This window comes from Kaistia sp. MMO-174 (genome assembly GCF_037147815.1).
GTDB lineage: Bacteria > Pseudomonadota > Alphaproteobacteria > Rhizobiales > Kaistiaceae > Kaistia > Kaistia nematophila.
Genome location: NZ_JBBCUO010000001.1, coordinates 1,227,660 through 1,251,729, shown reverse-complemented (window position 1 = coordinate 1,251,729; position 24,070 = coordinate 1,227,660). Strand labels below are relative to the sequence as shown.

Genomic DNA, 24,070 nt, shown 5'->3' with positions numbered 1-24,070 from the left:
GAGTGCGAGGTCTCGCATGAACCCGTTCAACAGGAGCGGAAACATCGAGCTGGCGCGGAGCGTCATCGCCGCCGCCCTCGAGATTCCGCCCGAAGGCGTGCCGGCCGATGGCACGATCGAGACCGTACCCAGCTGGGACAGCATCGGCCATGTCCGCATCATCCTGGCGATCGAGACGCATCGCGGCGAGCGCCTTCCGCCGGAAGAGATGCTGCGGGCGATCGACGTGCCCTCCGTCGCCGAATTGCTTGGCTGAGCGATGTCGGCCGGGAAAGCGCCCTCTGGACGAAGGAGTGCCGGGTGGTCAAATCGTTGCTGAAGCGGTTGTTGCCGCTGCCCCGCGTCGTCATCGAAACCGAGCGCTTCACGCTCAGGGCCGTGCGCCGCGATTGGCTCGGTGCGCGCAGCCTGCACTGGTCTGAAGACACCGATTTCGTCGAGGGCCTGGGCTGGCCTCCCGGTCCCTACAAACCGCGGCAGTGGCGGCGGCGCTTCAACCGCCCGGACAACCGGAAGATCTTCCACTTCGCCATCTTCCCGCGCGGGACGGAGACGCTGATCGGCGCGCATGGCGTGAATTTCACCGAGCCCGGTATCGCCTCACTCTATGTCGGCATAGGCGACCATGCCTGGTGGGGCAAAGGCGTCGTGCAGGAAGTGCGCGCAGCGCTGCTCGACTTCATCTTCGACCAGGCTGGCGGCCATCGCGCCTTCGGCATGGTGCATGCCAGCAATACCGCCTCGATCTACAACTACCAGCGCCTGGGTTTTCGCCATGAAGGGACCCTGCGCCGGCACCGCACCCTTGCAAGGACCGGCGAGCAGGTCGACCTGCTCGCCTTCGGCATGCTCAAGGAAGAGTGGCAGGCCCGCCGCCGGGGCGTCAAAAGCGCCGCAATCGCAGGCATCCGGTGATTCCGGGTTGACGGCGACGGCGCGAATGTGGTCCTCCCTGCCCAAAGCAACCGGGATCCTTCGATGACCGAAAAGACCGGCGCCAAAAACGCCCTGAGCTATGCCGACGCGGGTGTCGATATCGACGCCGGCAACCGTCTCGTCGACATGATCAAGCCGCTGGTGAAGGCGACACGCCGTCCCGGCGCGGACGCCGATATCGGCGGCTTCGGCGGCATCTTCGATCCGAAGGCGGCCGGTTACACCGATCCGCTGCTGGTTGCCGCCAATGACGGCGTCGGCACCAAGCTCAAGGTCGCGATCGATACCGGCATCCACGACACGGTCGGCATCGATCTCGTCGCCATGTGCGTCAACGACCTGATCGTGCAGGGCGCCGAGCCGCTGTTCTTCCTCGACTATTTCGCCACCGGCAAGCTCGACCCGAACGAGGCCGCTACCGTCGTCGCCGGCATCGCCGAGGGCTGCCGCATCGCCGGCGCCGCGCTGATCGGCGGCGAGACGGCCGAGATGCCGGGCCTCTACAAGGCGGGCGACTACGACCTCGCCGGCTTCGCCGTCGGCGCCGTCGAGCGCGCCGGCCTGCTGCCGCGCCCGGATATCGCCGAGGGCGACGTGCTGCTCGGCCTCGCTTCCTCCGGCGTGCATTCGAACGGCTTCTCGCTGGTGCGCAAGATCGTCGAGATCTCCGGCCTCGGCTTCGACGCCCCTGCCCCGTTCGCGCCGGAACTTTCGCTCGGCCGCGCCCTGCTCGCGCCGACCCGCATCTACGTGAAGCCGCTTCTCGCCGCGATCCGCGCCACGGGCGCGATCAAGGCGATGGCCCACATCACCGGCGGCGGCTTCGTCGACAACATTCCGCGCGTCCTGCCGGATGCGCTCGCCGCTTCCGTCGATCTCGACGCCGTCGCCGTGCCGCCGGTCTTCGGCTGGCTCTCCCGCACGGGCGGCGTCGCCGAGCACGAGATGCTGCGCACCTTCAACTGCGGCGTCGGCATGATCGTCGTCGTCAGCCCCGACGCGGTCGAGGCCGTCACCGCGGCGCTCGCCGCCGAGGGCGAGACCGTGATGCGGCTCGGCACGCTGGTTCCGCGCAGCGGCGAAGGCGTCGAATTCTCCGGCGCGCTGGCGATCTGACCATGGCAAGAAAGCGCGTCGCGATCCTGATCTCGGGCCGCGGCTCGAACATGACCGCCCTGATCGAGGCGGCGGCGGATCCCGAATTCCCGGCCGAGATCGCGCTGGTGCTTTCGAACCGCGCCGATGCGGGCGGCCTCGTCCGCGCGGCGGAAGCCGGCATCGCGACGACCGTCATTGATCACAAGGCCTATGGCAGCCGCGCCGAGTTCGACGCGGCGATGGATGCGCACCTACGCGCCGAAAACATCGATCTCGTCTGTCTCGCCGGGTTCATGCGGCTTCTGACCGATGGCTTCGTCGAGGGCTGGCGCGACCGGATGATCAACATCCACCCGTCGCTGCTGCCGCTGTTCCCGGGGCTGCACACGCATGAGCGCGCGCTGGAGGCGGGAATGCGGCTGCATGGCTGCACCGTGCATTTCGTCCGCGCGCAGATGGATTCCGGCCCGATCATCGGCCAGGCCGCCGTGCCGATCGCGCTCGACGATACGCCCGACACGCTGTCAAAGCGGGTGCTGACAGCCGAGCACCAGCTCTACCCGCTGGCGCTCGCCCTCGTCGCCTCCGGCCTCGCGACCGTCGAGGACGAGCGGCTGAAGCTGCACGAGGACCTGCCGGCCGATCTCGGCGGCATGCTGATCGGCCCCACCTTCGAAAGCTAACCGGCAGAACGCTCAGCCGGCAACCGCCCGCGCCAGCAAGAAGGCCGCTGTCGCGACGAGCAGCGTGATGGCCGAAACCCCGCCGAACAGCCGTCCAAAGCGACCTCGGCCGACCACCAGTGCATAGACGGCCTTGGCGATGGTATTCACCGCCACCGTCAGGGCGATCGCCAAAGCCGCGATCCCGGTGTCGAGGTTGGGAAGCTTCGCCACGGTCACGATCGCGGCGTCGACATCGCCGATGCCCGCCAGGGCGGACACTGACACGATGCCGGCCGAACCGAAGACGCTCGATGCCGCGCGCACGGCGAAGCCGATCGCGGTCAAGAACAGCACGACCTTCAGCACGCCTGCCAGCTCGAACGGATTGTCCAGCCGGCCCAGTTCATGGGCGCTGGCGAGGCGGCCGCGCACCAGCCACAAGGCGGCGGAGGCCATGACCAGCGCCCCGAGCAGCAGCGGCGGCAGCAGGAAGCCCGCAAGCGCGGGCGCGAGGCCGACCGCCAGCACGGCGGAGCGAAGATAGGAAACGCATCCCGCCGCGGCCGCCCCGGCCGCGAGCCGGTCGGCATCGCCGCCGGCGGCGACGCGGCGCGCATTGTCGAGCGTGACCGCCGTCGAGGATACAAGCCCGCCGGCGGCGCCTGCCGCCAGCTCGCCCCTCCCCGCGCCAAAGAGGCGGACGGCGACATAGCCCACATAGGAGATCGCCGCGAGCAGGATGGCGAGCGACCAGACGGACCGCAGCGACACGCCGCCAAACGGCCCATAGGGCGCTTCCGGCAGCAGGGGGAGGATGACGAAGCTCATCGCCAGGAGGATGATCGCCGAACGTAGCTCGACCCAGCTCAGCTGCTCGATGAAGCGGTGCAGCGGTTCGCGGCTGGCGAGGATCGCGGTCAGGCCGACGGCGCCGGCGGCGGCAAGGCGGAGATCGCCGACCACGGCCAGGACACCGAACAGATAGGTGAGCATGGCCGCGACCACGGTCGTCACACTGAAGTCAGATTCCGCCTGCTCCTCGCGCCACTTGTAGAAGGCGAAGATGCCGGCAAAGGCGAGGAAGATCGAGGCGACGACAAGGCCCGGCGGCCCGCCGGCCGGAAGCGCCGCCTCGATCAGTCCGGCGGCGCCGCCCAGCATGCCGATCAGCGCAAAAGTGCGAATGCCCGCCGTGCGCTGACCGGAAGCGGCCTCGCGCTCGCGCCAATGGCGCTCGACGCCGACGGTCAGGCCGATCGCGGCAGCCACGGCGAGGCGATAGAACGGCTCGAACTCGGTCACGCCCATCTCCGGCAGGGAATCGACGATGCCGATCATAGCGGCCGCCGCCGATCGCGGCACGGCGTCCGGCGACGTCGCCTGAAACCGTGCCGAACCGGGCCTGCGCCGACGGGTCGAAAGGACGGCCTCAGGCCGCCCTCACCCACACCTTGATGTCATGCACCGCCGCGCCGCCGAAGGGAGCGACGGGATCGGCGCCGGTCAGTGTGTTGATGCCCTTGCCGTCGACGAAGGCGCTGTTCGGCCAGAGACCTTCCGAAATCACCACGCCGCGCTTCAGCCCCTCGAACAGGCGGGCATGCACCTTCACCTCGCCACGCCGGTTGCCGACCGTGACCAGGTCCTCGGCGGCGATGCCGAGGCCGGCGGCGTCGTCGGGATGGATCATCAGTTCGGGGCGGCCCTCGCGGCCGATCGAGGAAGGCGTCTCGTTGAAGGTCGAATTCAGGAACTGCCGCGCCGGCGAGGTGGCGAGGCGGAAGGGATGCGCCTCGTCCGCCGCCTCGATCGAGCCCCAGTGATCGGGCAAGGTCGGCATGTCGGCATGCGGGCCGACGAGACCGTAATTCTCGTTGTCGACCGAGGCCCAGTCGACGCGGAAATGATACTTGCCGTCGGCATGGCCGAAGCCGTTCAGGAAATGCGCGGTCTCGAAGTCCGACTGGCAGTCGATCCAGCGCTTCTCCTCCAGGTCGGCGAGCGTGCCCCAGCCTGAACGCTGCAGCATCAGGTCGATGTGCTCGCGCTCGGTCATGGCGAAGCCGGGCTGCTTCAGCCCTAGTCGCCTGGCGAGGCCGGCGATCACCTGATGGTTGGTGCGGCACTCGGCCGGCGGGTCGACCAGCTTGGGCCCGAAGATGATGTACTGGTGGCCGCCGCCCTTGTAGATGTCGTCATGCTCCAGGAACATCGTCGCCGGCAGCACGATGTCCGCCATCTTCGCGGTGTCGGTCATGATCTGCTCATGCACGGCGACGAAAAGGTCCGGCCGGGCAAAGCCCTGCTTCACCAGCGTCTGGTCCGGGCAGACCGTCACCGGATTGGTGTTCTGGATGATCATCGCCGTCACCGGCGGGCCGCCGGCGAGCGCGTCGGGATCGTTGGTCAGCACCGAGGCGGTGCGCGACTGGTCGAGCTGGCGCACGTTCGGGTCGAGCAGGTCGAGGCCTTCGATCGCGGTCCGGTCGAGATGATAGATGCTGCTGTTCGAGTGGAACGCGCCGCCGCCCTCATATTGCCAGGCGCCGGTTACGGCCGGGATCGACAGCGCCGCATGCATGGCGACCGCGCCGTTGCGCTGCCGCGAAAAGCCGTAGCCGAGCCGGAAGAAGGTGCGCTTCGTCGTGCCGACCAGATGGGCGAACGCCTCGATCTCCGCGGCTTCGAGCCCGGTGATCGCGGCGGCCCATTCCGGCGTCCGTCCGGCGAGATGCGCTTCCAGCGCCTGCGGCTCGTCGGTGTAGCGGGCGAGATAGGCGCGGTCGGCGTGGCCGTCGCGGAAAAGCACATGCATGACCGCGCAGGCGAGCGCCGCGTCGGTCCCCGGCTTCAGGCAGAGCGCGAGGTCGGCCTGCTTCATCGTCTCGTTCTGGTAGATGTCGATCGCGACGATCTTGGCGCCGCGTTCCTTGCGCGCCTTGATCGCGTGGGTCATGACGTTGACCTGCGTGGCGACCGCATTGGTGCCCCAGATCACGATGCAATCCGACTTCGCCATCTCGCGCGGGTCGGAGCCGGCGATCTTGCCGGCGCCGGCGATGAAGCCGGTCGACGCCATGTTGGTGCAGATCGTGCCATAGAAGCCGGAATATCGCTTGGCGTGGCGGAGCCGGTTGATGCCGTCGCGCTGCACCAGCCCCATCGTGCCGGCATAGTAATAGGGCCAGACCGTCTCGGCGCCGAGCCTGGCCTCGGCCTTGACGAACGCCTCGGCGATCTCGTCGAGCGCGTCCTCCCAATCGACTACCTGCCATTCGCCGGATCCCTTTTCGCCTTTGCGGCGAAGGGGTTGCGTCAAGCGGTTCGGATTGTGAATCCGCTCGGCGTAGCGGGCGACCTTGGCGCAGATGACGCCGGACGTATAGTCGTTGTCCTTCGCCCCGCGAATGCGGCCGATCTTGTTGCCCGCCAGCAGCTCCACATCGAGCGCACAGGTCGACGGGCAATCATGCGGGCAGGCCGAATGACCGATGCGGGGAAAGGCGGGAGCGTTCATGGCGTGGGGTTTCCGTGTGTCGACCCGTTATCGCGCGATATTTCCCCGCGGTCCATGGCAACAGCGAGGCACGCCGCGACGCGTCGCCGCGCCCTTTGACAGAATCGTGCGTGCCGGACGATCGTCGGCCGGCATGCAGGCAAGGAGGCGGCCATGAGCGAAGCGGTGACATCGGGCGGCGACGCATTCGTCCGGGAGGGCGGCTGCCGCTGCGGCGCGGTCCGGCTCCGGATCCGCGCCCGTCCGCTTTTGACCATGGCCTGTCACTGCACCGGCTGCCAAAGGATGTCGTCGAGCGCCTATTCGCTGTCGGCCGCGATCCCCAGCGCCGCCTTCGAGGTGACGAAGGGCGAGCCGGTGATCGGCGGCCTGCGCGGCGCGTCGCAGCACTTCTTCTGCGGCCACTGCATGACGTGGATGTTCACGAAGCCGGAAGGCATCGACTTCTTCGTCAACCTGCGGCCGACCCTGCTCGACGACGCCAGCTGGTTCGTCCCCTACATGGAGACCTGGACCGGCGAGAAGCTCGCCTGGGCGACGACGCCGGCGGTGCGCAGCTTCGCAGCGCTGCCGCCGGAGGACGCCTACGGCGACATGATCGCGGGCTACGCCGCGACATGGGAGGGCGGCGACATGGGAAGGCGGGGCGGCTGACGACGCTCCCATCGAACACGCAAAGCTGATCGAACGAACGCGGATTGCGATGTCGGCGCGCCGCGCGCGGGCTCATAATGGCGCAACCCAACGGCGCAGGGCGCGTTGGCGTGATAGGTGCGCACCCCATGCCGGGAGGCGGCCGCCGTCCGCAACGATCCCCGCAGGAAGGTTTCCCATGCCCGATTTCCTCATCCATCACAACGCCCTGGTCCTGGTCGGCGACGGGCGCAAGGCGCTCTTCCTGCGCAATCGCGGCACGCCCCAGGCGCTGGACCTGGTCGTCGAGGAAATCCTCGACGGCAGCGACAATCCGCCGACGCGGGAACAGGGCACCGACCGTCCGGGACGGGTGATGCAGAGCGCGGGCTTCTCGAGAAGCTCCGTCGAACAGACCGACTGGCACCTTCTGGAAGAACAGAAATTCGCCGGCACCATCGCCGAGGCGCTCTACAAGGCGGCGATGGCCAACAGCTTCAGCGAACTGGTCATCGTCGCGCCGCCGAAGACCCTCGGCACGCTGCGGCAGAGCTTTCACAAGCAGGTCAGCGACCGCATCCAGGGCGAGATGACGAAGACGCTGACATCGGCCCCGATCGACGAGATCAGCCGGCTGCTGGCGGCCTAGGCGGCGAGCGCGTAGCCATCACGACCGTCGCGCTTGACGGCATAGAGAGCCCGATCCGCCAATTCCAGCAGTTCCGTGCCCGTCCGGGGATGGGCTGCGCTGGCTTCGGCCACGCCGATGCTGAGCGTCAGCGGGATGCCGCCCCCGCCCCAGGGCACGGGCCGCTGGCGAAAGGTCGCGACAAGCTCTGATGCGATCGCCGAAGCCCGCGAGCCGTCGAGATCAGCGAGCAGGATGCAGAATTCGTCTCCTCCCGGCCGGGCGACCAGATCGGCCGGGCGAAGCGCACCGGCGGCGATGTCGGCGACCTGGCGAAGGCAGGCGTCGCCGGCAGCGTGGCCATGCTCGTCATTGATGGACTTGAAGTTGTCGAGGTCGACCATCATCAGCGTGAAGGGCAGCCCGGTGTGCCGCAGGCGCTCCTCTGCGGCGACGAGCCGCTCCTGAAGCAGACGCCGATTGCCGACGCCGGTCAGCTCGTCGCGATAGGTCAGCACGGCGAGCTCGGCGCGCAGATGGTCGATCGCCATGACGATCATGCCGAAATTCCAGACGACGCCACTGAAGATCACGAGCAGGATTACGACGGTCTCGATCGTGTCGTAGTGAAGCTGGGCCATGCCGCCATGGGTGAAGGCGAAGTTCGCCGCGGTCTCGACGCCGTGAACGAAGATCGCGATGGCCATGGCGACGGCGGCCAGCATGCTGCCCGGCGTCCGCCGGCCGGGCCGGGTCAGATCGAAGATGGCGCAGGCGAGCGGAATCGACTGGCCGATGGCATAGACCGCGTTGCGCGCGCCGTTGCTCGGATAGGCCGTCGAGAAGACAACAAGCGCCACCATCGCGCCCGTCGTGATCAAGACGCTTTCGACCCAGGGCCGGCTGCGGCCATAGAACTGGCGCACGCCGACCCAGTAGAGGCAGAAGCCGAAGAAGATGACGCCGTTGCCGATGACGTTGGTCGGCACCTTGGCGAGCGATTCCAGCGCCAGGATCAGCCCGCCCAGCGCCGTGGTCAGGCAGGCGAACATCCAGATCCGGGCGGCGGCAAAGCTGCGATAGGACCACCAGATCAGGCCCCAGATGATCGCCATCGTGAACGCGTTGAGCAGGATGACGATGGACAGCGTCAGGAAATCGAGAACCATGGCGATCTTCGGAATCCGCGGCGGATGAGAGGGAGGTGGCCGGACATGCGCGGACGATCAGCTCGCCCAATTCCAGGAGACTGCAGCACCGACTAATTCATTCGGACCCCGATCGTCAACCTGAGGTTGAGATAAAATTCGCCCCGGCGCCACGAAGCCCCTCGTCGGACGCCTGAGATCCGGATGGCGGAGGAATGCCCCTTGCGCGGCCAGCGCGGCAATGCCAACACCTTGGCCATGAACTATCGTCACGCCTATCACGCCGGAAACTTCGCGGATGTCGTCAAGCACGCCATCCTCGCCCTTCTGCTCGAGCACCTGAAGGCCAAGGACAAGCCGTTCCGGGTGATCGACACCCATGCCGGCATCGGCCTCTACGACCTGACGGCAACAGAGGCGGGCAAGACGAACGAATGGCAGGGCGGCATCGGCCGGCTGCTCGACGCCGACGGCAAGCCGGCGGCCGAGCTGACGCGCAAGCTCGCCGAGGCGCTGGCGCCCTATCTGGAGACGGTGAAGGCCGCCAATCCGGATGGCGGGCTGAAGCATTATCCGGGCTCGCCCTGGCTGATCCGCCACCTGCTGCGCAAGACCGACCGCATGACCGCGGTCGAGATGCACCCGGAGGACCACGCGACGCTGGCCGCCCTCTTCGCCGGCGATTTCCAGGTCAAGGCGATCGAGCTCGACGGCTGGCTGGCGCTCGGCTCCTTCGTGCCGCCGAAGGAGCGGCGCGGACTGGTGCTGATCGACCCGCCCTATGAGCAGCCGGACGAGTTCAAGACCCTGTTCGACCGGTTCGAGAAGGCCTATCAGCGCTGGCCGACCGGCGTCTACGCGCTCTGGTATCCGATCAAGGACATCGGCGCCGTCACGAACTTCCACAAGCGGCTCGCCGAGAGCGGCATTCCCAAGATCCTGGGCGCCGAGCTCTGGGTGCGCGAACGGACGACGCCCGACACCTTCAACGGCACCGGGCTCGTGATCTGCAATCCGCCCTGGCAGATCGACCGCACGCTCGACGGCCTGCTGACAGGCCTCGCGCCGATCCTCGGCGAGACGGAAAAGGCAGGTCGCCGCGTCTGGTGGATTCGCGGCGAAACCTGACACTCCTGCCGGTCAGGCCGCGAAGGCGCGGTCCGGCCTCGCGTCGAAATCGAGGATCGGCCCGAGCGGAACGACGCCGGTCGGGTTAATCGTCTTGTGGCTCTCGTAGTAGTGCCGCTTGATGTGGTCGAAATCGACGGTCTCGCGGATGCCGTCCACCTGATAGAGCTCACGCGTGTAGGACCAGAGCGCGGGATAGTCGACCAGCCGGCGCAGGTTGCACTTGAAGTGGCCGACATAGACGGGATCGAAGCGCAGCAACGTGGTGAAGAGCCGCCAGTCCGCCTCGGTCAGCCGGTCGCCCGTCAGGTAGCGCTGCTCCGAGAGCACCCCCTCCAGCCAGTCGAGGCTGGCGAAGAGCGGATGGATCGCCTCCTCATAGGCCGTCTGGCTGGTCGCGAAGCCTGCCTTGTAGACCCCGTTGTTGACGGTGTCGTAGATACGCGCGTTGAGCGCGTCGATCTCTGGCCGCAGCGCCTCCGGGTAATAGTCGCCCGGCTTGGCGCCGACGCCGTCGAAAGCTGAATTCAGCATGCGGATGATCTCGGACGATTCGTTGCTGACGATCGTCCCGGTCAGCTTGTCCCACAGCACCGGCACGGTGACCCGGCCGGAATATTCGGGATCGGCCTTGGTATAGACCTGGTGCAGGAACCGGAAGCCGTTGACCTTGTCGGCGGTGACGCCCGGCCCGGGCTCGAAGGTCCAGCCGTTCTCGGCCATCAGCCAGTTGACCACCGAATAATCGATCATCCCCTGGAGCCTCTTCAGCGCGCGGAAGATCATCACGCGGTGGGCCCAGGGACAGGCGCGGGCAATATAGAGATGATAGCGGCCGGGCTCGGCCTTGAAGCCGCCCCTGCCCGTGGGGCCGGGGCTGCCATCCGCCGTCACCCAGTTGCGAAAACCCGCCGCGCTGCGCTGAAAGCGACCGCCCGTGTTGCGGGTGTCGTACCATTGGTCCTGCCAAACGCCATCGACCAGAAGGCCCATATCCGTGCTCCGTTCATCGTTGAACGACATATCGGCTTAATCAGGAGTTGTTGCCAGCACTCCACACGGCGACTCTCTGTTCACCACCCTGCCCGATCCGGCCGGTGAATGCTTGACCGTCGTGGCGGCTGTGACGCATCGTCTGGCAGAGCGTCCTCTGGGGAATCGCAATCATGATCCGTCGCCTCGTCGCAGCCCTTTCCTTCGTCGCCGCCCTCGCCGGATCCGGCGCGGCCCTTGCGGCGGACTATGACGGCAGCTACGGCCAGGAAGTGCATCGCGGCAGCGTTCCGCTCTGCGATTCGCCCAAGGTTCTCTCCAACATCGCCGAGCGCTACCACTGGGCCAACACGCATACCTGGGGCAACAACCTCGCCTTCCGCGAAGTCGCCTCGGTCACCGAGACCCAGTTCCGTCCCGGCGATCCCGGCCTGATAGACCGCCGCTTCTGCAAGGCCGACGTCTACATCGCCGACAATGTCCGCCCCACCGCCGTCTACTACCTGATCGAGGAGCGCATGGGCTTCGCCTCGATCGGCTGGTATGTCGATTTCTGCGTATCGGGCCAGGATCCGTGGCGCGTGCATGACGGCTGGTGCCGCACGGTTCGTCCCGGCTGGTTCTGAGCGTGAGGCCCTCCTCGGTCGTGCGCGGCCTGTTCGCCGCCTTCCTGGTGCTTGCCGGCTGGGTGACGAGCGCGCCGGCCTCGGCCGATACGCCAGGCGACTTCGATTTCTACGTCCTGTCGCTGTCATGGTCGCCGACCTATTGCCAGGATCGCGGCCGGTCGGATCGGATCCAGTGCGGCGGTCCGCGCCCGTTCGCCTTCGTCGTGCATGGCCTCTGGCCGCAATATGAGCGTGGTTCTCCGCGCGATTGCGATGTGGGCCCGCGCAGCGGCCTGCCGCGCCGCCTCGTCGACAGCATGCTCGACGTGATGCCGAGCCCGTCGCTGGTCCGGCACGAATGGCGAACGCACGGATCCTGCTCCGGCCTGCAGCCGGACGACTATTTCGACCTGACGCGGCAGGCGCGCGAGGCCGTGGAGATCCCGACGCAGTTCGTCGACCTGCCGGACTATCTGACCGTCTCGCCCCGCGACGTGGAATCGGCCTTCATCGCCGCCAATCCCGGCCTCAAGGCGAATGGCATCGCGGTCAGCTGCGATTCGCGCCGGCTGAAGGAAGTCCGCATCTGCATGACCAAGGACCTGCGCTTCCGCAGCTGCGCCGAGGTCGATCACAAGGCCTGCCGCAACAACAGCCTCGTCATGCCGCCCGTCCGCTGACGCGGGCGGCGGCCGACGCCCGGCCCGCTTCTCCCTCCTTCGGACAAGGACCCCGAACTTTGCTCGTCCTGCGCAGTTCCCCCGCCTCGCCCTTCGGGCGCAAGGTCAGGATCGCCGCCCATCACCTGGGTCTGATCGACCGGATCGATATCGTCGCCGCCGACACCACCGATCCGAACGAAATCCTTCGGCAGCAGAATCCGCTCGGCAAGATCCCGGCTCTGATCCTCGAAGACGGCACGGTGGTGTACGATTCCCGCGTCATCGTCGACTATCTCGACCATCTCGCCGGGGGCGGGAAGATCATCCCGGCCGACGCGGCGTCGCGCTATCCCGCACTGGTGATGCAGGCGCTCGCCGACGGGATCGCCGACGCCGCGCTTCTCCAGGTCTATGAGAGCCGCTGGCGCGAGGAAGGGCAGCAGAGCGTCACATGGAAGACGCATCAGCAGGGCAAGGTCGAGCGCGGCCTCGCCGCCGCGGAGGCTCTCCCCTTCGACGGCGCGGTCCATGTCGGCACGATCGCGCTCGCCTGCGCCCTCGGCTATCTCGATCTTCGCTTCCACGGAGCCTGGCGCGCGACGCATCCGAATCTGGTCGCCTTCCTCGACGACTTCGCGGCCCGTGTGCCGAGCTTCGAACAGACGCGCTTCAAGTCCTGATCCTTTTGTCTGGCCGCGTCTTCCGCCTGCGAGCCGGTGTCCGCTTCGCCGGAAGACGCCCCCCATCCCGGAGATTCGCATGAGCTTTTCAGTGGGCGATGCCCAGACCGTCGCCCGGATCCTGCGCGACGCGGCCGAGGCCGAGATCCTGCCGCGCTTCCGCCATCTGAGCGCCGGCGCCATCCGCCAGAAAACCTCGGCCGAGGACCTGGTCACCGACGCGGACGAGGCGGCCGAGCGGAAGATCACCGCGGCGCTGCTCAAGGAATTCCCCGGCGCGGTCGTTATCGGTGAGGAAGCGGTATCCGCTGACGAGACGCTGCTCGACCGGCTCGACGGGGCGGACCTCGCCTTTGTCGTCGACCCCGTCGACGGCACCAAGAACTTCGCGTCGGGACTGACGCTCTTCGGCGTCATGGCGGGCGTCGTCGTGCGCGGCGAGGCGGTCGGCGGCGTCATCCTCGATCCGATCGGCGGCGACTGGACCACGGCGCTGCGCGGCGAAGGTGCCTGGACGGAGAATTCCCGCGGCGAGCGCAACGATCTTCGCGTCGCCGCGCCGAAGCCGGTCAACGAGATGGCCGGCACCGCGTCCTGGTCGCTCCTGCCCGAGCCGCTGCGCACGCAGGTGTGCGCCAATCTCGCCGCCACCCGCTCGGCCGCCGGCTATCGCTGCGCGGCGCACGAATACCGGATGCTGGCGGGCGGCCACAGCCATTTCGCGCTCTATGCCAAGCTGACGGTCTGGGACCATGTCGCAGGCTGGCTGATCCACCGGGAGGCCGGCGGCTATTCCGCCCGTTTCGACGGCAGCGCCTATCTGCCGGCGCATCGCGAAGGCGGCCTGCTCTGCGCGCCGGACGAGACAAGCTGGCGGGCGCTGCAGGCGGCCCTCTTCGCCGGCACGGAATATGCCGTCGCCTGAACGGCGCTATATCGCCATTTCCGCAGAGAGCACCGGCATTCCACCGGTGCTCTTTTCATTTGTGCGCTCAGACGCCGCGCCCAAACGAAAAGAGCCGGCGGGTCGCCCCGCCGGCTCTTCGATACGGTTCGGAAGAACCGATTAGAACTTCACGCCAACGCCAGCACGGATCGTGTTGGTGTTGAAGTCGATGTCGGTGCCGCCCGGAGCGCCGATGTCGTAGTGCTCCTTGCCGTACGAAGCGTACTGGTACTCGACGCGAGCGGTGACGTTGTTCCAGACCTGGGCCTCGACGCCGGCGCCGACGGTCCAGCCCATGTGGGTCTTGTCGTCCGAGCCAGCACCGTCGACCGAAGCCTTGGCGCCCGAGAGAGCCGCGCCGCCCGTGCCGTAGGCCAGGTAGCGGTCGAAGGCGTAGCCGACGCGGGCGCGGGCCGTGCCGTCCCACTTCTGACGGACGCCGCCGATGGCGTTCGAGCCGCTGACGTCGTCGAGGTTGGCGTCGATTTCGGCGCCGATCACCCACTGGTTGCCCAGGTCGAAGTTGTAACCGGCGTAGAGGCCGCCCTTGAAGCCGTCACCGTTGACGCTGCCGAAAGCGTAGCGCGAATTGGCGTCCGAGGAGGACCAGCCGTAGCCGACCAGGGCGCCGACATACGGGCCGGTCCAGCTGAAGGCCTGCGCTGCGGGAGCGAGCGGAGCCGGAGCCGGCTCGTAGGTGAGATCCGCAGCCAGAACCGGGGCTGCCGAGAGGGCCAGCGCCATGGCGCCGAGGGAGAGGGTGCGGATACGCAGCATCTTGGTCTCCATGCGTACTAAACTAAAAGCTACAAAACTTGATCCGGGAGCGACCTTCTGCCCCGGATCCGATGGTCTGAATTAACCCTGCCATTGCGGCAGAACATGACAGGAATTGCGGCATGTTCGAGGCATTCGCGCCTCGTTGCCAAAATCACGCAATCCGCCGTTAAGCATCTGATTTCATGCAAATTTTAGCGACCGGAACCTTTCCGCGTTAACCTCTCTGACATGGTGTCGACGCAGGTGTTGACCACATTTAACGAAGCCTAACTAAGGCTTACCGAAATGGGCCTGCCACCCTATCTTCGCAGCTCCACGGATTCGCACGAACGGCAGGCAACATGACGGACGAAATGGGCACGGCACTGGTCACGGGCGGCGCGCGCAGAATCGGTCGCGCGATCGTCGAGGACCTCGCCCGGAACGGCTTCGCCGTCGCCATCCATTGCCGCAGCTCCGTCGACGTCGCCGAAGCGCTGGCAGACGACATCCGCCGCCAGGGCGGGCGCGCCCTCGTGCTTTCGGCCGATCTCGCCGACCTCGACGCAGCGCGCGCGCTCCCGGCCCGCGCCGCCGAGGCGCTGGGCCCGCTGACCCTGCTCGTCAACAATGCCTCGATCTTCGAGGCGGACGGCATCGGCGCGCTCGATCCCGAACGCTTCCAGCGCCAGACGACCGTCAACCTCGCCGCGCCGGTCTTCCTGGCCGACGCCTTCGCCGCGCAGTTGCCGGCTGGTCGCGAGGGGCTCGTCGTCAACATGGTCGACCAGCGCGCCTGGAAAACGACGCCGCATTTCCTGTCCTACCAGCTATCGAAGTCGGGCCTGCTGACGGCGACCCGCACGCTGGCGCAGGCGCTGGCGCCGCGCATCCGCGTCAACGCCATCGGCCCCGGCCCGACCCTGCCCTCGCCGCGCCAGGATCCGGCCGAATTCCGCAAGCAGGCCGAGGCCGTGCTGCTGCGGCACGGGCCGGACCTTTGCGAATTCGGGCGGACGATACGATATCTCTACGAGACGCGTTCCATTACCGGCCAGATGATCGCGCTCGATGGCGGGCAGCATCTTGCATGGGAAACGCCCGATATCGTAGGCATCAGCGAGTGAACACCCTGCCCCCCAACGATACCGACAAGTCCGAGATCGCCGCCGAAGCCGGCCCGCCGCCGGCGCTGTCGAGCGCAGACGCCGGCAGCGAAGCCGCGAAACCGGCTGAAGACGACGCACAGCCGGCCGAGGCCGCCTTCGAGGCGGGCGGCGAGCTGGTGGCGCGCGGCAAGGGTGCGGCCGTCATCGCCGATTTCGTCACCCGCCTGCCCAATGCGCCGGGCGTCTACCGCATGTTCGATCAGGGCGGCAACGTCCTCTATGTCGGCAAGGCGCGGAACCTGAAGAAGCGCGTAACCAGCTATACGCGCGTCGGCATGCAGTCGAACCGGATCATCCGCATGATCCAGCAGACGGCGACGATGGAATTCGTCACGACGCGCACCGAGACCGAAGCGCTGCTGCTGGAAGCGAACCTGATCAAGCGCCTCCGGCCGCGCTACAACGTGCTGCTGCGCGACGACAAGTCGTTTCCCTACATCCTGATCACCGACCACGAGGCGCCGCAGCTTGTGAAGCATCGCGGCGCCCGCAGCCGCGGCGGCGAATATTACGGCCCCTTCGCCTCGGCCGGCGCCGTCGGCAGCACCATGAACGCCATGCAGCGCGCCTTCCTGATCCGCACCTGCACGGATTCGGTCTATGAGAGCCGGACGCGGCCCTGCCTGCTGTTCCAGATCAAGCGCTGCTCCGCCCCCTGCACAGGCGAGATCTCGCTCGGCGACTATGCTGAGCTCGTGCGCGAGGCCAAGGGCTTTCTCACCGGCAAGTCGTCGGCCATCAAGACGGACCTCGCCCGCGCCATGGAGGCCGCCAGCGCCGATCTCGACTTCGAGCGCGCCGCCATCTACCGCGACCGCATCGCCGCGCTGTCGCATGTCCAGTCGCACCAGGGCATCAACCCGCAATCCGTCGACGAGGCGGACGTGCTGGCGGTGCATCAGGAAGGCGGCCAGAACTGCGTGCAGGTGTTCTTCTTCCGCACCGGCCAGAACTGGGGCAACCACGCCTTCTATCCGCGCGCCGACAAGAGCCTCGACGCGGCCGAGATCCTCGGCGCCTTCCTGGCGCAGTTCTACGAGGACAAGCCCGTGCCGGCACTCATCCTGCTCAGCCACGAAGTGGAGGAGATGGACCTGATCGCCGCGGCGCTCTCCGAGCATGCCGGGCACAAGGTCGAGATCGCGGTGCCGAAGCGCGGCGAGAAGAAGGACCTGGTCGACCACGCGCTGCTCAACGCGCGCGAGGCGCTCGGTCGCAACCTCGCGGAAACCTCCAGCCAGGCCCGCCTGCTCGAAGGCGTCGCCGAGGCGTTCGGGCTGGAGGCGCCGCCGCGCCGCATCGAGGTCTACGACAACAGCCACATCATGGGCACAAACGCCGTCGGCGGCATGATCGTCGCCGGGCCGACCGGCTTCGTGAAGAACCAGTACCGCAAGTTCAACATCCGCTCGGAAGAGATCACGCCGGGCGACGATTTCGGCATGATGCGCGAGGTGCTGACGCGGCGCTTCTCGCGGCTGGTCAAGGAAGTCGGCTCGCGCGAGACCGCGCCGCGCGACGAGGACGGTTTCGGTCCCTGGCCCGATCTCGTCTTCATCGATGGCGGCCAGGGCCAGCTCTCCGCCGCGCAGACCATCATCGACGAGTTGGGCCTGACCGACCAGGTGCCGCTGATCGGCATTGCCAAGGGCCCCGACCGCGATGCCGGCCGCGAGAAATTCTTCGTGCCGGGCCGCGAGGCCTTCATGCTGCAGCCGCGCGATCCCGTGCTCTATTTCGTCCAGCGACTGCGCGACGAAGCGCACCGCTTCGCCATCGGCACGCACCGCGCCAAGCGCAAGGCGGCGCTGACCAAGAGCCCGCTCGACGAGATCGACGGCATCGGCCCGACGCGCAAGCGCGCCCTGCTCGCCCATTTCGGCACCGCCAAGGCAGTCGGCAGGGCCAGCGTGCCGGACCTGCTCGGCGTTCCCGGCATCTCCGAGCAGATGGCCCGCAACATCTACGATTTCTTCCACGACAAGGGCGACTGAGGCGTTCGGGCGGCCTACTGGACCGCCCGGCGCCAATAGGCGATCGCCACCGGCCCCAGCTGGTCGGCCGCTTCGGCATGCAGCGCTTCGAGCGCGGCCAGAAAGCTGCGCGCCTCGCGCTCGAGCCCGAGCAGCGTCAGGGCGCGCAGGATGCGGCTGATGCGCAGCAGGTTGTGATTGCCGGGCCGCAGCCAGTTCCGCGCCTTTTGCGGGAACTCGGCCGTCCGGCTGATTTCAAGCCCGTCCTCCGTCTTCACCTCGGCGAAGCCATAGAAGGCCAGCAGCCGCTGGAGGGCCCTGTGCAGCGAGGTGCGCAGATCGGCGCGCTCCCGGAACGCCGCGATGTCGGACGGGGTCAGGATCGGCGCATACGGATTGAAGCCGCTCCGCTCCGGGAGAGGAAACAGCCACTGGATGTAGTCGTGGACCCGTTCGAGATCGTCGTCACCCCAGGCAAGTATCTCGGCGATCCGGCGTCCCTCGCTGTCGGTGGCGACGCCGGCGTGGAAGCGGACCAGCGCGGATTCGGCCGTCGTCATCCTGCCGCTCCCACGCCGATCGAAGGACCTGACGGTTTCGGGCACATTCAGTTGCCCTTCCCCGCGCCCCGCGCGGTCTTCTCGCCATATTTCATGCCTTCGAGCTTCAACCCGTCCGGGTCCAGGAAAAACACGGCGTAGTAGTCGTCGTAGTACTCGCCCGCGGGATCGACGATCTCCACCTTTTCCCGTTTCAGGAAGGCCTCGAGATCATCTACGTCCTGCCGGCTCCGGAGTTCGAAGGCGTAGTGGTGGAAGCCGATGTCGCCGATGCGGTATTTGTGCTTCTTGCCTTCGGCATCGGCCTCGCCGATCCAGAAGCGCGTCTTGCCGTTGGTCCAACCGATCGTGTCGCCATAGTCGCCCAGCACCTCGAAACCGAGAAACGCGAAGAGGCGGCCATAGAAGGCCTTCGATATCCCGAAGTCGCTGACGCGGATGACGAGATGGTCAATCCCGACGACGCGGACCATGGCGTGTTCCTCCTCCCGGCCCTCTCGAGGGGCATTGGAAACAATTCGCCGGCCGAAAGCCCGTTCCATCGTTTTGCTCAAAACCACGCGAGCCAGAAACCCCGCCGGATTCTGCGCTCATGAAGTTTATACGGGAAGCATAACATCGTGAACCCGTATCAGATCTATCCGGATCGCGAATTCCGGAAAGTAAAAATCGCGCATAAACCGAATTTACTCGACGGAACATCGGCAATCGCCATAGTTGCAGCCTGCGGAACATCTCACCCAGACCGCCTCGGGCGGAGAAAGCAGGCCAGGCTGATGCGTACTCGATGGATCGCCGCGACGCTGGGGGCTGCGCTGGCAGTCGCGGCCTCGCTGCCGGCTCAAGCGGAGCCGGCCCTGACAAAGGAGCAGGCGCGCGCCATCGGCGCCGACGCCTATCTCTACTTCTACCCCATGCTAACCATGGACCTGACCCGGCAGCAGAGCACCAACATCGAGCCCGGCAAGGAATTCGGCCGCGGGCCGATGAACATGTTCGTCAACGTCCCGGAATTCCCGCCGGCCGATTACAAGGTCGTCGTCCGGCCCAACTTCGACACGCTCTATTCGGTGGCCTGGCTCGACATGACGAAGGAACCGGTCGTCGTATCCAATGCCGACACGGACGGGCGCTACTTCCTGCTGCCGATGCTGGACATGTGGTCGGACGTGTTCGCCTCGCCCGGCTGGCGCACGACGGGCACCGGCGCCGCCAACTATCTGGTGACGCCGCCCGGCTGGCGGCCCGACTTGAAGGATTCGTGGCGCACGGAACTGAAGCTGCCGGAAGGCACGAGCCGCATCGAGGCGCCGACACCCTATGTCTGGGTCGTCGGCCGCACCAAGACCGACGGGCCGCCGGATTATGACGCGGTCCACAAGGTCCAGGCCGGTTACAAGGTCACGCCCCTGTCGGAATGGGGCAAGGACGCCAAGCCGCCGACCGTGACGGTCGATCCCAAGATCGACATGAAGACGCCGCCCAAGATCACCCTCGACACCATGCCGGCCGACCAGTACTTCGCCTATGCGGCCGAGTTGCTGAAGCTGCATCCGCCGCACATCACAGACCAGCCCATGGTGGCTAACCTGGCCAAGATCGGCATCGTGCCCGGCCAGTCCTTCGATGCCGGCAAGCTGTCGCCCGAGGTCCAGGAGGGCCTGAACCTGGCGCCCAAAGCGGCTCAGGACCTGATGGCCTGGAAGGTGAAGTCGCTGGCGCGCAACGTCAACAACTGGTCGATGAACACCGACACGATGGGCGTCTATGGCAACTACTACCTGAAGCGCGCCATCGTCGCGCAGCTGGGCCTCGGCGCCAACCTGCCGGAAGACGCGATCTACCCGCTCAACCTCGGCGACGCCTCCGACAAGCCGCTGGACGGCAACAACGACTACGTGCTGCATTTCGAAGCCGGCAAGACGCCGCCCGTCGATGCCTTCTGGTCCGTCACGCTCTATGATCCCGACGGCTTCCAGGTCGCCAATCCGCTGAACCGCTTCGCGGTGTCGAGCTGGATGCCCTTCGTCAAGAACGCCGACGGCTCGCTGGACCTCTATTTCCAGAACGCCAGCCCCGGCAAGGACAAGGAAGCCAACTGGCTTCCGGCCCCCAAGGGGCCGTTCAACCTCACGATGCGTCTCTACGCGCCGCAGAGCAGCGCGCTGACGGGCCGCTGGAACCCGCCGCCGGTCGAAAAGGCCGAGGCAGCGCAGATGCTGGCGCAGTAGGTCCTGTCGCTCCGGCAAAAATGCAGAAGGGCGAGGCGCAAGGCCTCGCCCTTTTTTGCGTGAGACAGCGAAGGACTGTGTCAGTCGAGCTTGGCAAGCAAAGCCAGCAACTCGCCAAGATGCGGCACCTCACGGAAGCGCGGCGCGCCGACCGGCGCCTCGACATGCTCGAATGACCACGTCAGGTCGTGCGGAACATAGACGCCCCAGCTTCCCGCCTCGATCGCCGGCACGATGTCGGACTTCAGCGAATTGCCGACCATCATGCTGTGCGCGGGGCCATCGGCATGGCGGGTGAAGATGCGCTGATAGGTCGAGGTGTTCTTGTCGCTGACGATCTCGACGGCATCGAACAGGTCGCCAAGGCCGGAAGCGGCCAGCTTGCGCTCCTGGTCGAACAGGTCGCCCTTGGTGATCAGGATCAGCCGATAGGCGCCGGCAAGCTGCTCCAGCGTCTCGCGCACATGCGGCAGCGTCTCGACCGGATGCACCAGCATGTCACGACCTGCGGCCAGGATCTCGCTGATCGCCGCCGACGGGATGCGGCCGCCGGTCAGCTCGATCGCGGTCTCGACCATGGAAAGCGTGAAGCCCTTGATGCCGAAACCGTAAAGCTTGAGGTTGCGCCGCTCCGCTTCGTTCAGCCGCCGCGAAATCTCCTCCCGGTCGCCATGCTCCGCCAGCAGGTCGATGAAGCGCTGTTCGGTCAGCCGATAGAACTGCTCGTTCTGCCAAAGCGTGTCGTCGGCGTCGAAGCCGATGGCGGTGAGGGAGGATCGCGGAGAGGGCATTCGAATTCTCGTATGGGGCGCCAGACAAAAATGGCGGGACCGGATTCTAGCCGGACCCGCCAGGAATTGTCACGGGCGCGCTTGCCGCGCGCTCGTCATTCGGTCCGGAGGCTCAGGCCTCCTGGATCGCCGAGAGCTTCCATTCGCCGCCGGCCTGACGGGTGAATGTCCAGATCTCGGTCGTCTCCGTCGGCGCATCGGCATCGCCCGAGAGGATCGCGCCGGTCGTCCGGTCGCGCATCACGTCGCGGCTCTCGTAGCGCATCGCGACGGTGGCGTAGTCGGTGTCGCCCTCGCTCCAGGCCTCGGCGAGATCGCCCTGCAGCAACGTGACGTCGGTGACGTCGTTGCGCTGGCCGCTGGTGGCGTTCTGGCTCAGTTCCTCCGAGAGATAGGACATGATCTCCGGCGTCGTGTGCTGGCGCAACGTCGCGTAGTCCTCGCGGCCGAAGGCGCCCTGCACTTCGCCCAGCAGCTTCTGGAACGCGTCGAGATCGCCGCCGGTGATGCCGACCTCGTCATTGGCGTTCATGGCGTTGGCCGGCCGCGCCGGCTTGGCGCCCGAACCGAAGCCGCCGAGGCCGCCGAAACCGCCAAAACCCGAGCCGAGGCCGTTGCGGGCAGCCGCCTGCGGCGCATCCGCCGCCGGGGCATCCGGGGTCATGCCGCGAGCCATGCCAGCCGGCGCCGCGCCGGCCATGCCGGCGGAGGCGGCCGCCGTGCGATTGCGGCTACCGAGGAAGCGGAACAGAAACATCGCGGCAATCGCGAGCAGCGCGATCTGCAGGATGAAGCCGAAGGCGCCCGCCATGCCCCCGAGGCCGTTGCCCAGCAGCATGCCGATCAGGCCGCCCATCATCAGGCCGCCCAGCATCGAGCCGCCAAGACCGCCCAGGAAACCGGGGCGTGACGCCTGCTGGGCCGCCGGACGAGCCGCATTGGTCGCCTGCCCGGCCGACGACTGCGTCATGGAACGCTGCACGGGCTGCGCCGCGCTGGGCGCGGTCGGCGTGGTGGCCGGAGCCTGGAAGGTGCGCGCGCCGCGGCTGCCGAAGCTCCCACCCCGCCGGGCGTCCGCGTCGTCCACAACAGCGAAGCTCATCGCCGTGGCGATGCCGACCATCGCCAGAAATCCCGGTGTGCGCTTGCCGAAAAACATGTCTCGTCCCTTGTTTGAAAGAGTGGGCCCTTTCAGGCCCTCGGACGCCATGTAGGAACGATGCAAGCCCTTGGTTAGGGGCAGCCCGCGTCATTCTTGCGATTTCTTCAATCGCGACATCGTGTTATTGGCTCGCGCCATGACATACAAGGTTGCCGCTCTCTATCAGTTCGCGTCGCTTGCCGATTTCGAGGACCTGCGCGCGCCGTTGCTGGAACTGTGCGAAACGCACGGGATTCGCGGCACGCTGCTGCTGTCACCGGAGGGGATCAACGGCACGATCGCCGGCCCTGACGCGGGCATCGACGCGGTCGTGACGGAGCTCGAGACCGGTGACCTTTTCGGCGGCCGGCTCAACCACATGGAGCTGAAATTCTCGACTGCCGCCGCCATGCCGTTCAAGCGGCTCAAGGTCCGGCTGAAGAAGGAGATCGTCACGCTGGCGCAGCCGCATGTCGACCCGACGAAGCAGGTCGGCACCTATGTGGCGGCCGAGGACTGGAATGCGCTGATCTCCGATCCCGACGTCGTTGTGATCGACACGCGCAACCGCTTCGAAGTGAAGATGGGAACCTTCCAGCGGGCGCTCGACCCGGAGACGCGCAAGTTCTCGCAGTTCCCCGACTTCGTCAGCCGCACGCTCGATCCGGCCAGGAACCAGAAGGTCGCCATGTTCTGCACCGGCGGCATTCGCTGCGAGAAGGCGAGTTCCTACCTGCTGTCGCAGGGCTTCGCCGAGGTGTTCCACTTGAAGGGCGGCATCCTGAAATATCTGGAAACCATCCCGCCGGAAGAGAGCCTATGGCAGGGCGAGTGCTTCGTGTTCGACGAGCGCGTTGCGCTCGGCCATGGCCTGGTCGAGCGCGTGGCCGCGGAGGAAGAGAGCGAAGGCGAAGCGCCCTAGATCAGGATGACGCATCGTCCCTCACCTCTCCCTGAAGGAGATGTCGACGCACGAAGTGCGGCGGGTGAGGGTATACGGCCTCACCCGATAGTTCCCTAAACCCTCACCCGGAGCTTCGCCCCGACCTCTCCCTCAGGGAGAGGTGAAGGATCGGGTCGCCTTAGCCGGCGTCTTCGGCGTCGTTGCGCAGATAGGCCTCGACGACGCCCTTGAGCTTGATCGTCAGCGGATTGCCGAAACGGTCGCGCGCCTTGCCGGCGGCGACGCGGATCCAGCCTTCGCTGATGCAGTATTCCTCGACATTGGTCTTCTCGGCGCCGTTGAAGCGGATGCCGATGCCACGCTCCAGCAGGGCCTCGTCATGGAAGGGGCTCTTCGGATCGTTCGAAAGACGGTCGGGCAGCGTGTCGGTCATGATGAAGCCTTCAAATCGATGAGCATTGGCCGGGAGACATAGCGGGACGGCACCGTCCTGCCAACCCGCCTGACACGGCGGTTCACCGGCCTATCGCGGCCGCGACCGTCAGCAGCAGCACATAGATCCCCGTGCCGATCAGCATGAACATCACGGCAGCCGAGCCGAGGTCCTTGGCGCGGCGCGCGAATTCGGAATGCTCCGGCGAAACGCGGTCGACGATCTCCTCGATGGCCGTATTCAGAGCCTCGACCGCGAGCGAGGCGAAGGCGAGCATCAGGTAGACGCCGATCTCCGCCAGCGAGCGGCCAATGACGACGATCCAGACGAGGCCGACGACGCCGGCCGCCAGTTCCATGCGCGCCGCCATCTCGCCCCGGAACAGATCGGCCGCCCCGGCGCTCGACCAGCGCAGCGCCGAGAAGAAGTGGTCGATCCAGGCCCGCATGCTTGTTCCCCCATCCATG

The 24,070-nt window shown here is 66.8% G+C and carries 26 protein-coding genes; 15 read left to right on the top strand and 11 right to left on the bottom strand.

Translation table 11 applies throughout. The features are described from left to right. Window positions 1–16 precede the first annotated feature (16 nt). The 4 genes from WFK98_RS05690 (at window position 17) to purN (ending at window position 2,717) form a co-directional block, all read left to right on the top strand. Window positions 17–256, top strand: a complete 240-nt coding sequence (locus WFK98_RS05690) for an acyl carrier protein (protein WP_336799545.1) — start codon at window positions 17–19, stop codon at window positions 254–256. A 44-nt stretch (window positions 257–300) separates the two neighbouring features. After that, window positions 301–915 (top strand): GNAT family N-acetyltransferase, encoded by a 615-nt coding sequence (locus tag WFK98_RS05685; RefSeq protein WP_266339533.1) that lies wholly within the window; start codon window positions 301–303, stop codon window positions 913–915. A 63-nt stretch (window positions 916–978) separates the two neighbouring features. After that, window positions 979–2,052, top strand: a complete 1,074-nt coding sequence (gene purM / locus WFK98_RS05680) for a phosphoribosylformylglycinamidine cyclo-ligase (RefSeq protein ID WP_336799544.1) — start codon at window positions 979–981, stop codon at window positions 2,050–2,052. A 2-nt stretch (window positions 2,053–2,054) separates the two neighbouring features. Beyond that, window positions 2,055–2,717 carry a phosphoribosylglycinamide formyltransferase gene (gene purN, locus WFK98_RS05675; RefSeq protein ID WP_336799543.1) on the top strand — a complete coding sequence of 221 codons (663 nt, stop codon included), beginning with the start codon at window positions 2,055–2,057 and terminating at the stop codon, window positions 2,715–2,717. 12 nt (window positions 2,718–2,729) lie between these two features. Here the strand turns inward: purN and WFK98_RS05670 are convergent, their stop codons facing one another. Together WFK98_RS05670 and WFK98_RS05665 are read right to left on the bottom strand one after the other, a co-directional pair. After that, a complete protein-coding gene (locus tag WFK98_RS05670) occupies window positions 2,730–4,037 on the bottom strand; it encodes an MgtC/SapB family protein (RefSeq protein ID WP_336799542.1) in 1,308 nt (435 codons plus the stop codon). Between the two features lie 91 nt (window positions 4,038–4,128). After that, window positions 4,129–6,216, bottom strand: a complete 2,088-nt coding sequence (locus tag WFK98_RS05665; RefSeq protein WP_336799541.1) for a molybdopterin-containing oxidoreductase family protein — start codon at window positions 6,214–6,216, stop codon at window positions 4,129–4,131. 153 nt (window positions 6,217–6,369) lie between these two features. Between WFK98_RS05665 and WFK98_RS05660 the strand changes: the two genes are divergently transcribed. Together WFK98_RS05660 and WFK98_RS05655 are read left to right on the top strand one after the other, a co-directional pair. Next, a complete protein-coding gene (locus WFK98_RS05660; protein ID WP_336799540.1) occupies window positions 6,370–6,870 on the top strand; it encodes a GFA family protein in 501 nt (166 codons plus the stop codon). A 178-nt stretch (window positions 6,871–7,048) separates the two neighbouring features. Next, complete coding sequence (locus WFK98_RS05655) at window positions 7,049–7,498, top strand: host attachment family protein (protein WP_266339527.1); 450 nt, start codon at window positions 7,049–7,051, stop codon at window positions 7,496–7,498. Here the strand turns inward: WFK98_RS05655 and WFK98_RS05650 are convergent. Continuing rightward, the gene (locus WFK98_RS05650; RefSeq protein ID WP_336799539.1) at window positions 7,495–8,646 is read right to left on the bottom strand and encodes a GGDEF domain-containing protein; all 1,152 of its coding nucleotides are present in this window, start codon (window positions 8,644–8,646) and stop codon (window positions 7,495–7,497) included. The two genes, WFK98_RS05655 and WFK98_RS05650, sit on opposite strands and share 4 nt — an antisense overlap. 237 nt (window positions 8,647–8,883) lie before the next feature. Here WFK98_RS05650 and WFK98_RS05645 point away from each other — a divergent pair, with 237 nt between their 5' ends. Beyond that, window positions 8,884–9,753: a 23S rRNA (adenine(2030)-N(6))-methyltransferase RlmJ gene (locus tag WFK98_RS05645; protein WP_336799611.1), complete on the top strand. Its 870-nt coding sequence runs from the start codon at window positions 8,884–8,886 to the stop codon at window positions 9,751–9,753. Window positions 9,754–9,765: 12 nt separating this feature from the next. Here WFK98_RS05645 and WFK98_RS05640 read toward each other — a convergent pair whose 3' ends face one another. Further along, window positions 9,766–10,746: a glutathione S-transferase family protein gene (locus tag WFK98_RS05640; RefSeq protein ID WP_336799538.1), complete on the bottom strand. Its 981-nt coding sequence runs from the start codon at window positions 10,744–10,746 to the stop codon at window positions 9,766–9,768. Between the two features lie 173 nt (window positions 10,747–10,919). Between WFK98_RS05640 and WFK98_RS05635 the strand changes: the two genes are divergently transcribed. The 4 genes from WFK98_RS05635 (at window position 10,920) to WFK98_RS05620 (ending at window position 13,621) form a co-directional block, all read left to right on the top strand. After that, the gene (locus tag WFK98_RS05635; RefSeq protein WP_336799537.1) at window positions 10,920–11,372 is read left to right on the top strand and encodes a hypothetical protein; all 453 of its coding nucleotides are present in this window, start codon (window positions 10,920–10,922) and stop codon (window positions 11,370–11,372) included. Between the two features lie 2 nt (window positions 11,373–11,374). Next, window positions 11,375–12,034 (top strand): ribonuclease T2 family protein, encoded by a 660-nt coding sequence (locus WFK98_RS05630; protein WP_336799536.1) that lies wholly within the window; start codon window positions 11,375–11,377, stop codon window positions 12,032–12,034. Between the two features lie 59 nt (window positions 12,035–12,093). Further along, a complete protein-coding gene (locus tag WFK98_RS05625) occupies window positions 12,094–12,696 on the top strand; it encodes a glutathione S-transferase family protein (protein WP_336799535.1) in 603 nt (200 codons plus the stop codon). Between the two features lie 79 nt (window positions 12,697–12,775). Continuing rightward, window positions 12,776–13,621, top strand: a complete 846-nt coding sequence (locus WFK98_RS05620) for an inositol monophosphatase family protein (protein ID WP_336799534.1) — start codon at window positions 12,776–12,778, stop codon at window positions 13,619–13,621. A gap of 141 nt (window positions 13,622–13,762) precedes the next feature. Here the strand turns inward: WFK98_RS05620 and WFK98_RS05615 are convergent, their stop codons facing one another. Further along, entirely contained in the window at window positions 13,763–14,419 is a 657-nt protein-coding gene (locus tag WFK98_RS05615) for an outer membrane protein (RefSeq protein WP_266339521.1), read from the bottom strand. Between the two features lie 344 nt (window positions 14,420–14,763). Between WFK98_RS05615 and WFK98_RS05610 the strand changes: the two genes are divergently transcribed. Together WFK98_RS05610 and uvrC are read left to right on the top strand one after the other, a co-directional pair. Further along, window positions 14,764–15,528 carry an SDR family oxidoreductase gene (locus WFK98_RS05610; protein WP_336799533.1) on the top strand — a complete coding sequence of 255 codons (765 nt, stop codon included), beginning with the start codon at window positions 14,764–14,766 and terminating at the stop codon, window positions 15,526–15,528. Next, window positions 15,492–17,564: an excinuclease ABC subunit UvrC gene (gene uvrC / locus WFK98_RS05605; RefSeq protein ID WP_336799532.1), complete on the top strand. Its 2,073-nt coding sequence runs from the start codon at window positions 15,492–15,494 to the stop codon at window positions 17,562–17,564. The genes WFK98_RS05610 and uvrC overlap by 37 nt, the downstream gene beginning before the upstream one ends. Before the next feature lie 14 nt (window positions 17,565–17,578). Here the strand turns inward: uvrC and WFK98_RS05600 are convergent, their stop codons facing one another. Together WFK98_RS05600 and WFK98_RS05595 are read right to left on the bottom strand one after the other, a co-directional pair. Continuing rightward, on the bottom strand, window positions 17,579–18,103 hold the full coding sequence (locus WFK98_RS05600) for an opioid growth factor receptor-related protein (RefSeq protein ID WP_336799531.1): 525 nt from the start codon (window positions 18,101–18,103) through the stop codon (window positions 17,579–17,581). Between the two features lie 47 nt (window positions 18,104–18,150). After that, window positions 18,151–18,576 carry a VOC family protein gene (locus tag WFK98_RS05595; protein ID WP_266339517.1) on the bottom strand — a complete coding sequence of 142 codons (426 nt, stop codon included), beginning with the start codon at window positions 18,574–18,576 and terminating at the stop codon, window positions 18,151–18,153. 303 nt (window positions 18,577–18,879) lie between these two features. Here WFK98_RS05595 and WFK98_RS05590 point away from each other — a divergent pair, with 303 nt between their 5' ends. After that, window positions 18,880–20,334, top strand: coding sequence for a DUF1254 domain-containing protein (locus tag WFK98_RS05590; protein WP_266339516.1), 1,455 nt, complete (start codon window positions 18,880–18,882; stop codon window positions 20,332–20,334). 80 nt (window positions 20,335–20,414) lie between these two features. Here the strand turns inward: WFK98_RS05590 and WFK98_RS05585 are convergent, their stop codons facing one another. Next, entirely contained in the window at window positions 20,415–21,125 is a 711-nt protein-coding gene (locus tag WFK98_RS05585) for an HAD family hydrolase (protein WP_266339515.1), read from the bottom strand. A 112-nt stretch (window positions 21,126–21,237) separates the two neighbouring features. Next, window positions 21,238–22,284 (bottom strand): Tim44 domain-containing protein, encoded by a 1,047-nt coding sequence (locus WFK98_RS05580; RefSeq protein WP_336799530.1) that lies wholly within the window; start codon window positions 22,282–22,284, stop codon window positions 21,238–21,240. Window positions 22,285–22,423: 139 nt separating this feature from the next. Here WFK98_RS05580 and trhO point away from each other — a divergent pair, with 139 nt between their 5' ends. Further along, window positions 22,424–23,188: an oxygen-dependent tRNA uridine(34) hydroxylase TrhO gene (gene trhO / locus WFK98_RS05575; RefSeq protein ID WP_336799529.1), complete on the top strand. Its 765-nt coding sequence runs from the start codon at window positions 22,424–22,426 to the stop codon at window positions 23,186–23,188. A 160-nt stretch (window positions 23,189–23,348) separates the two neighbouring features. On the opposite strand, the gene WFK98_RS05570 is transcribed toward trhO, so the two are convergent. Together WFK98_RS05570 and WFK98_RS05565 are read right to left on the bottom strand one after the other, a co-directional pair. After that, entirely contained in the window at window positions 23,349–23,603 is a 255-nt protein-coding gene (locus WFK98_RS05570) for a DUF3297 family protein (protein WP_266339512.1), read from the bottom strand. A gap of 82 nt (window positions 23,604–23,685) precedes the next feature. Then, window positions 23,686–24,051 carry a diacylglycerol kinase gene (locus WFK98_RS05565; protein ID WP_336799528.1) on the bottom strand — a complete coding sequence of 122 codons (366 nt, stop codon included), beginning with the start codon at window positions 24,049–24,051 and terminating at the stop codon, window positions 23,686–23,688. Between the last annotated feature and the right edge of the window lie 19 nt (window positions 24,052–24,070).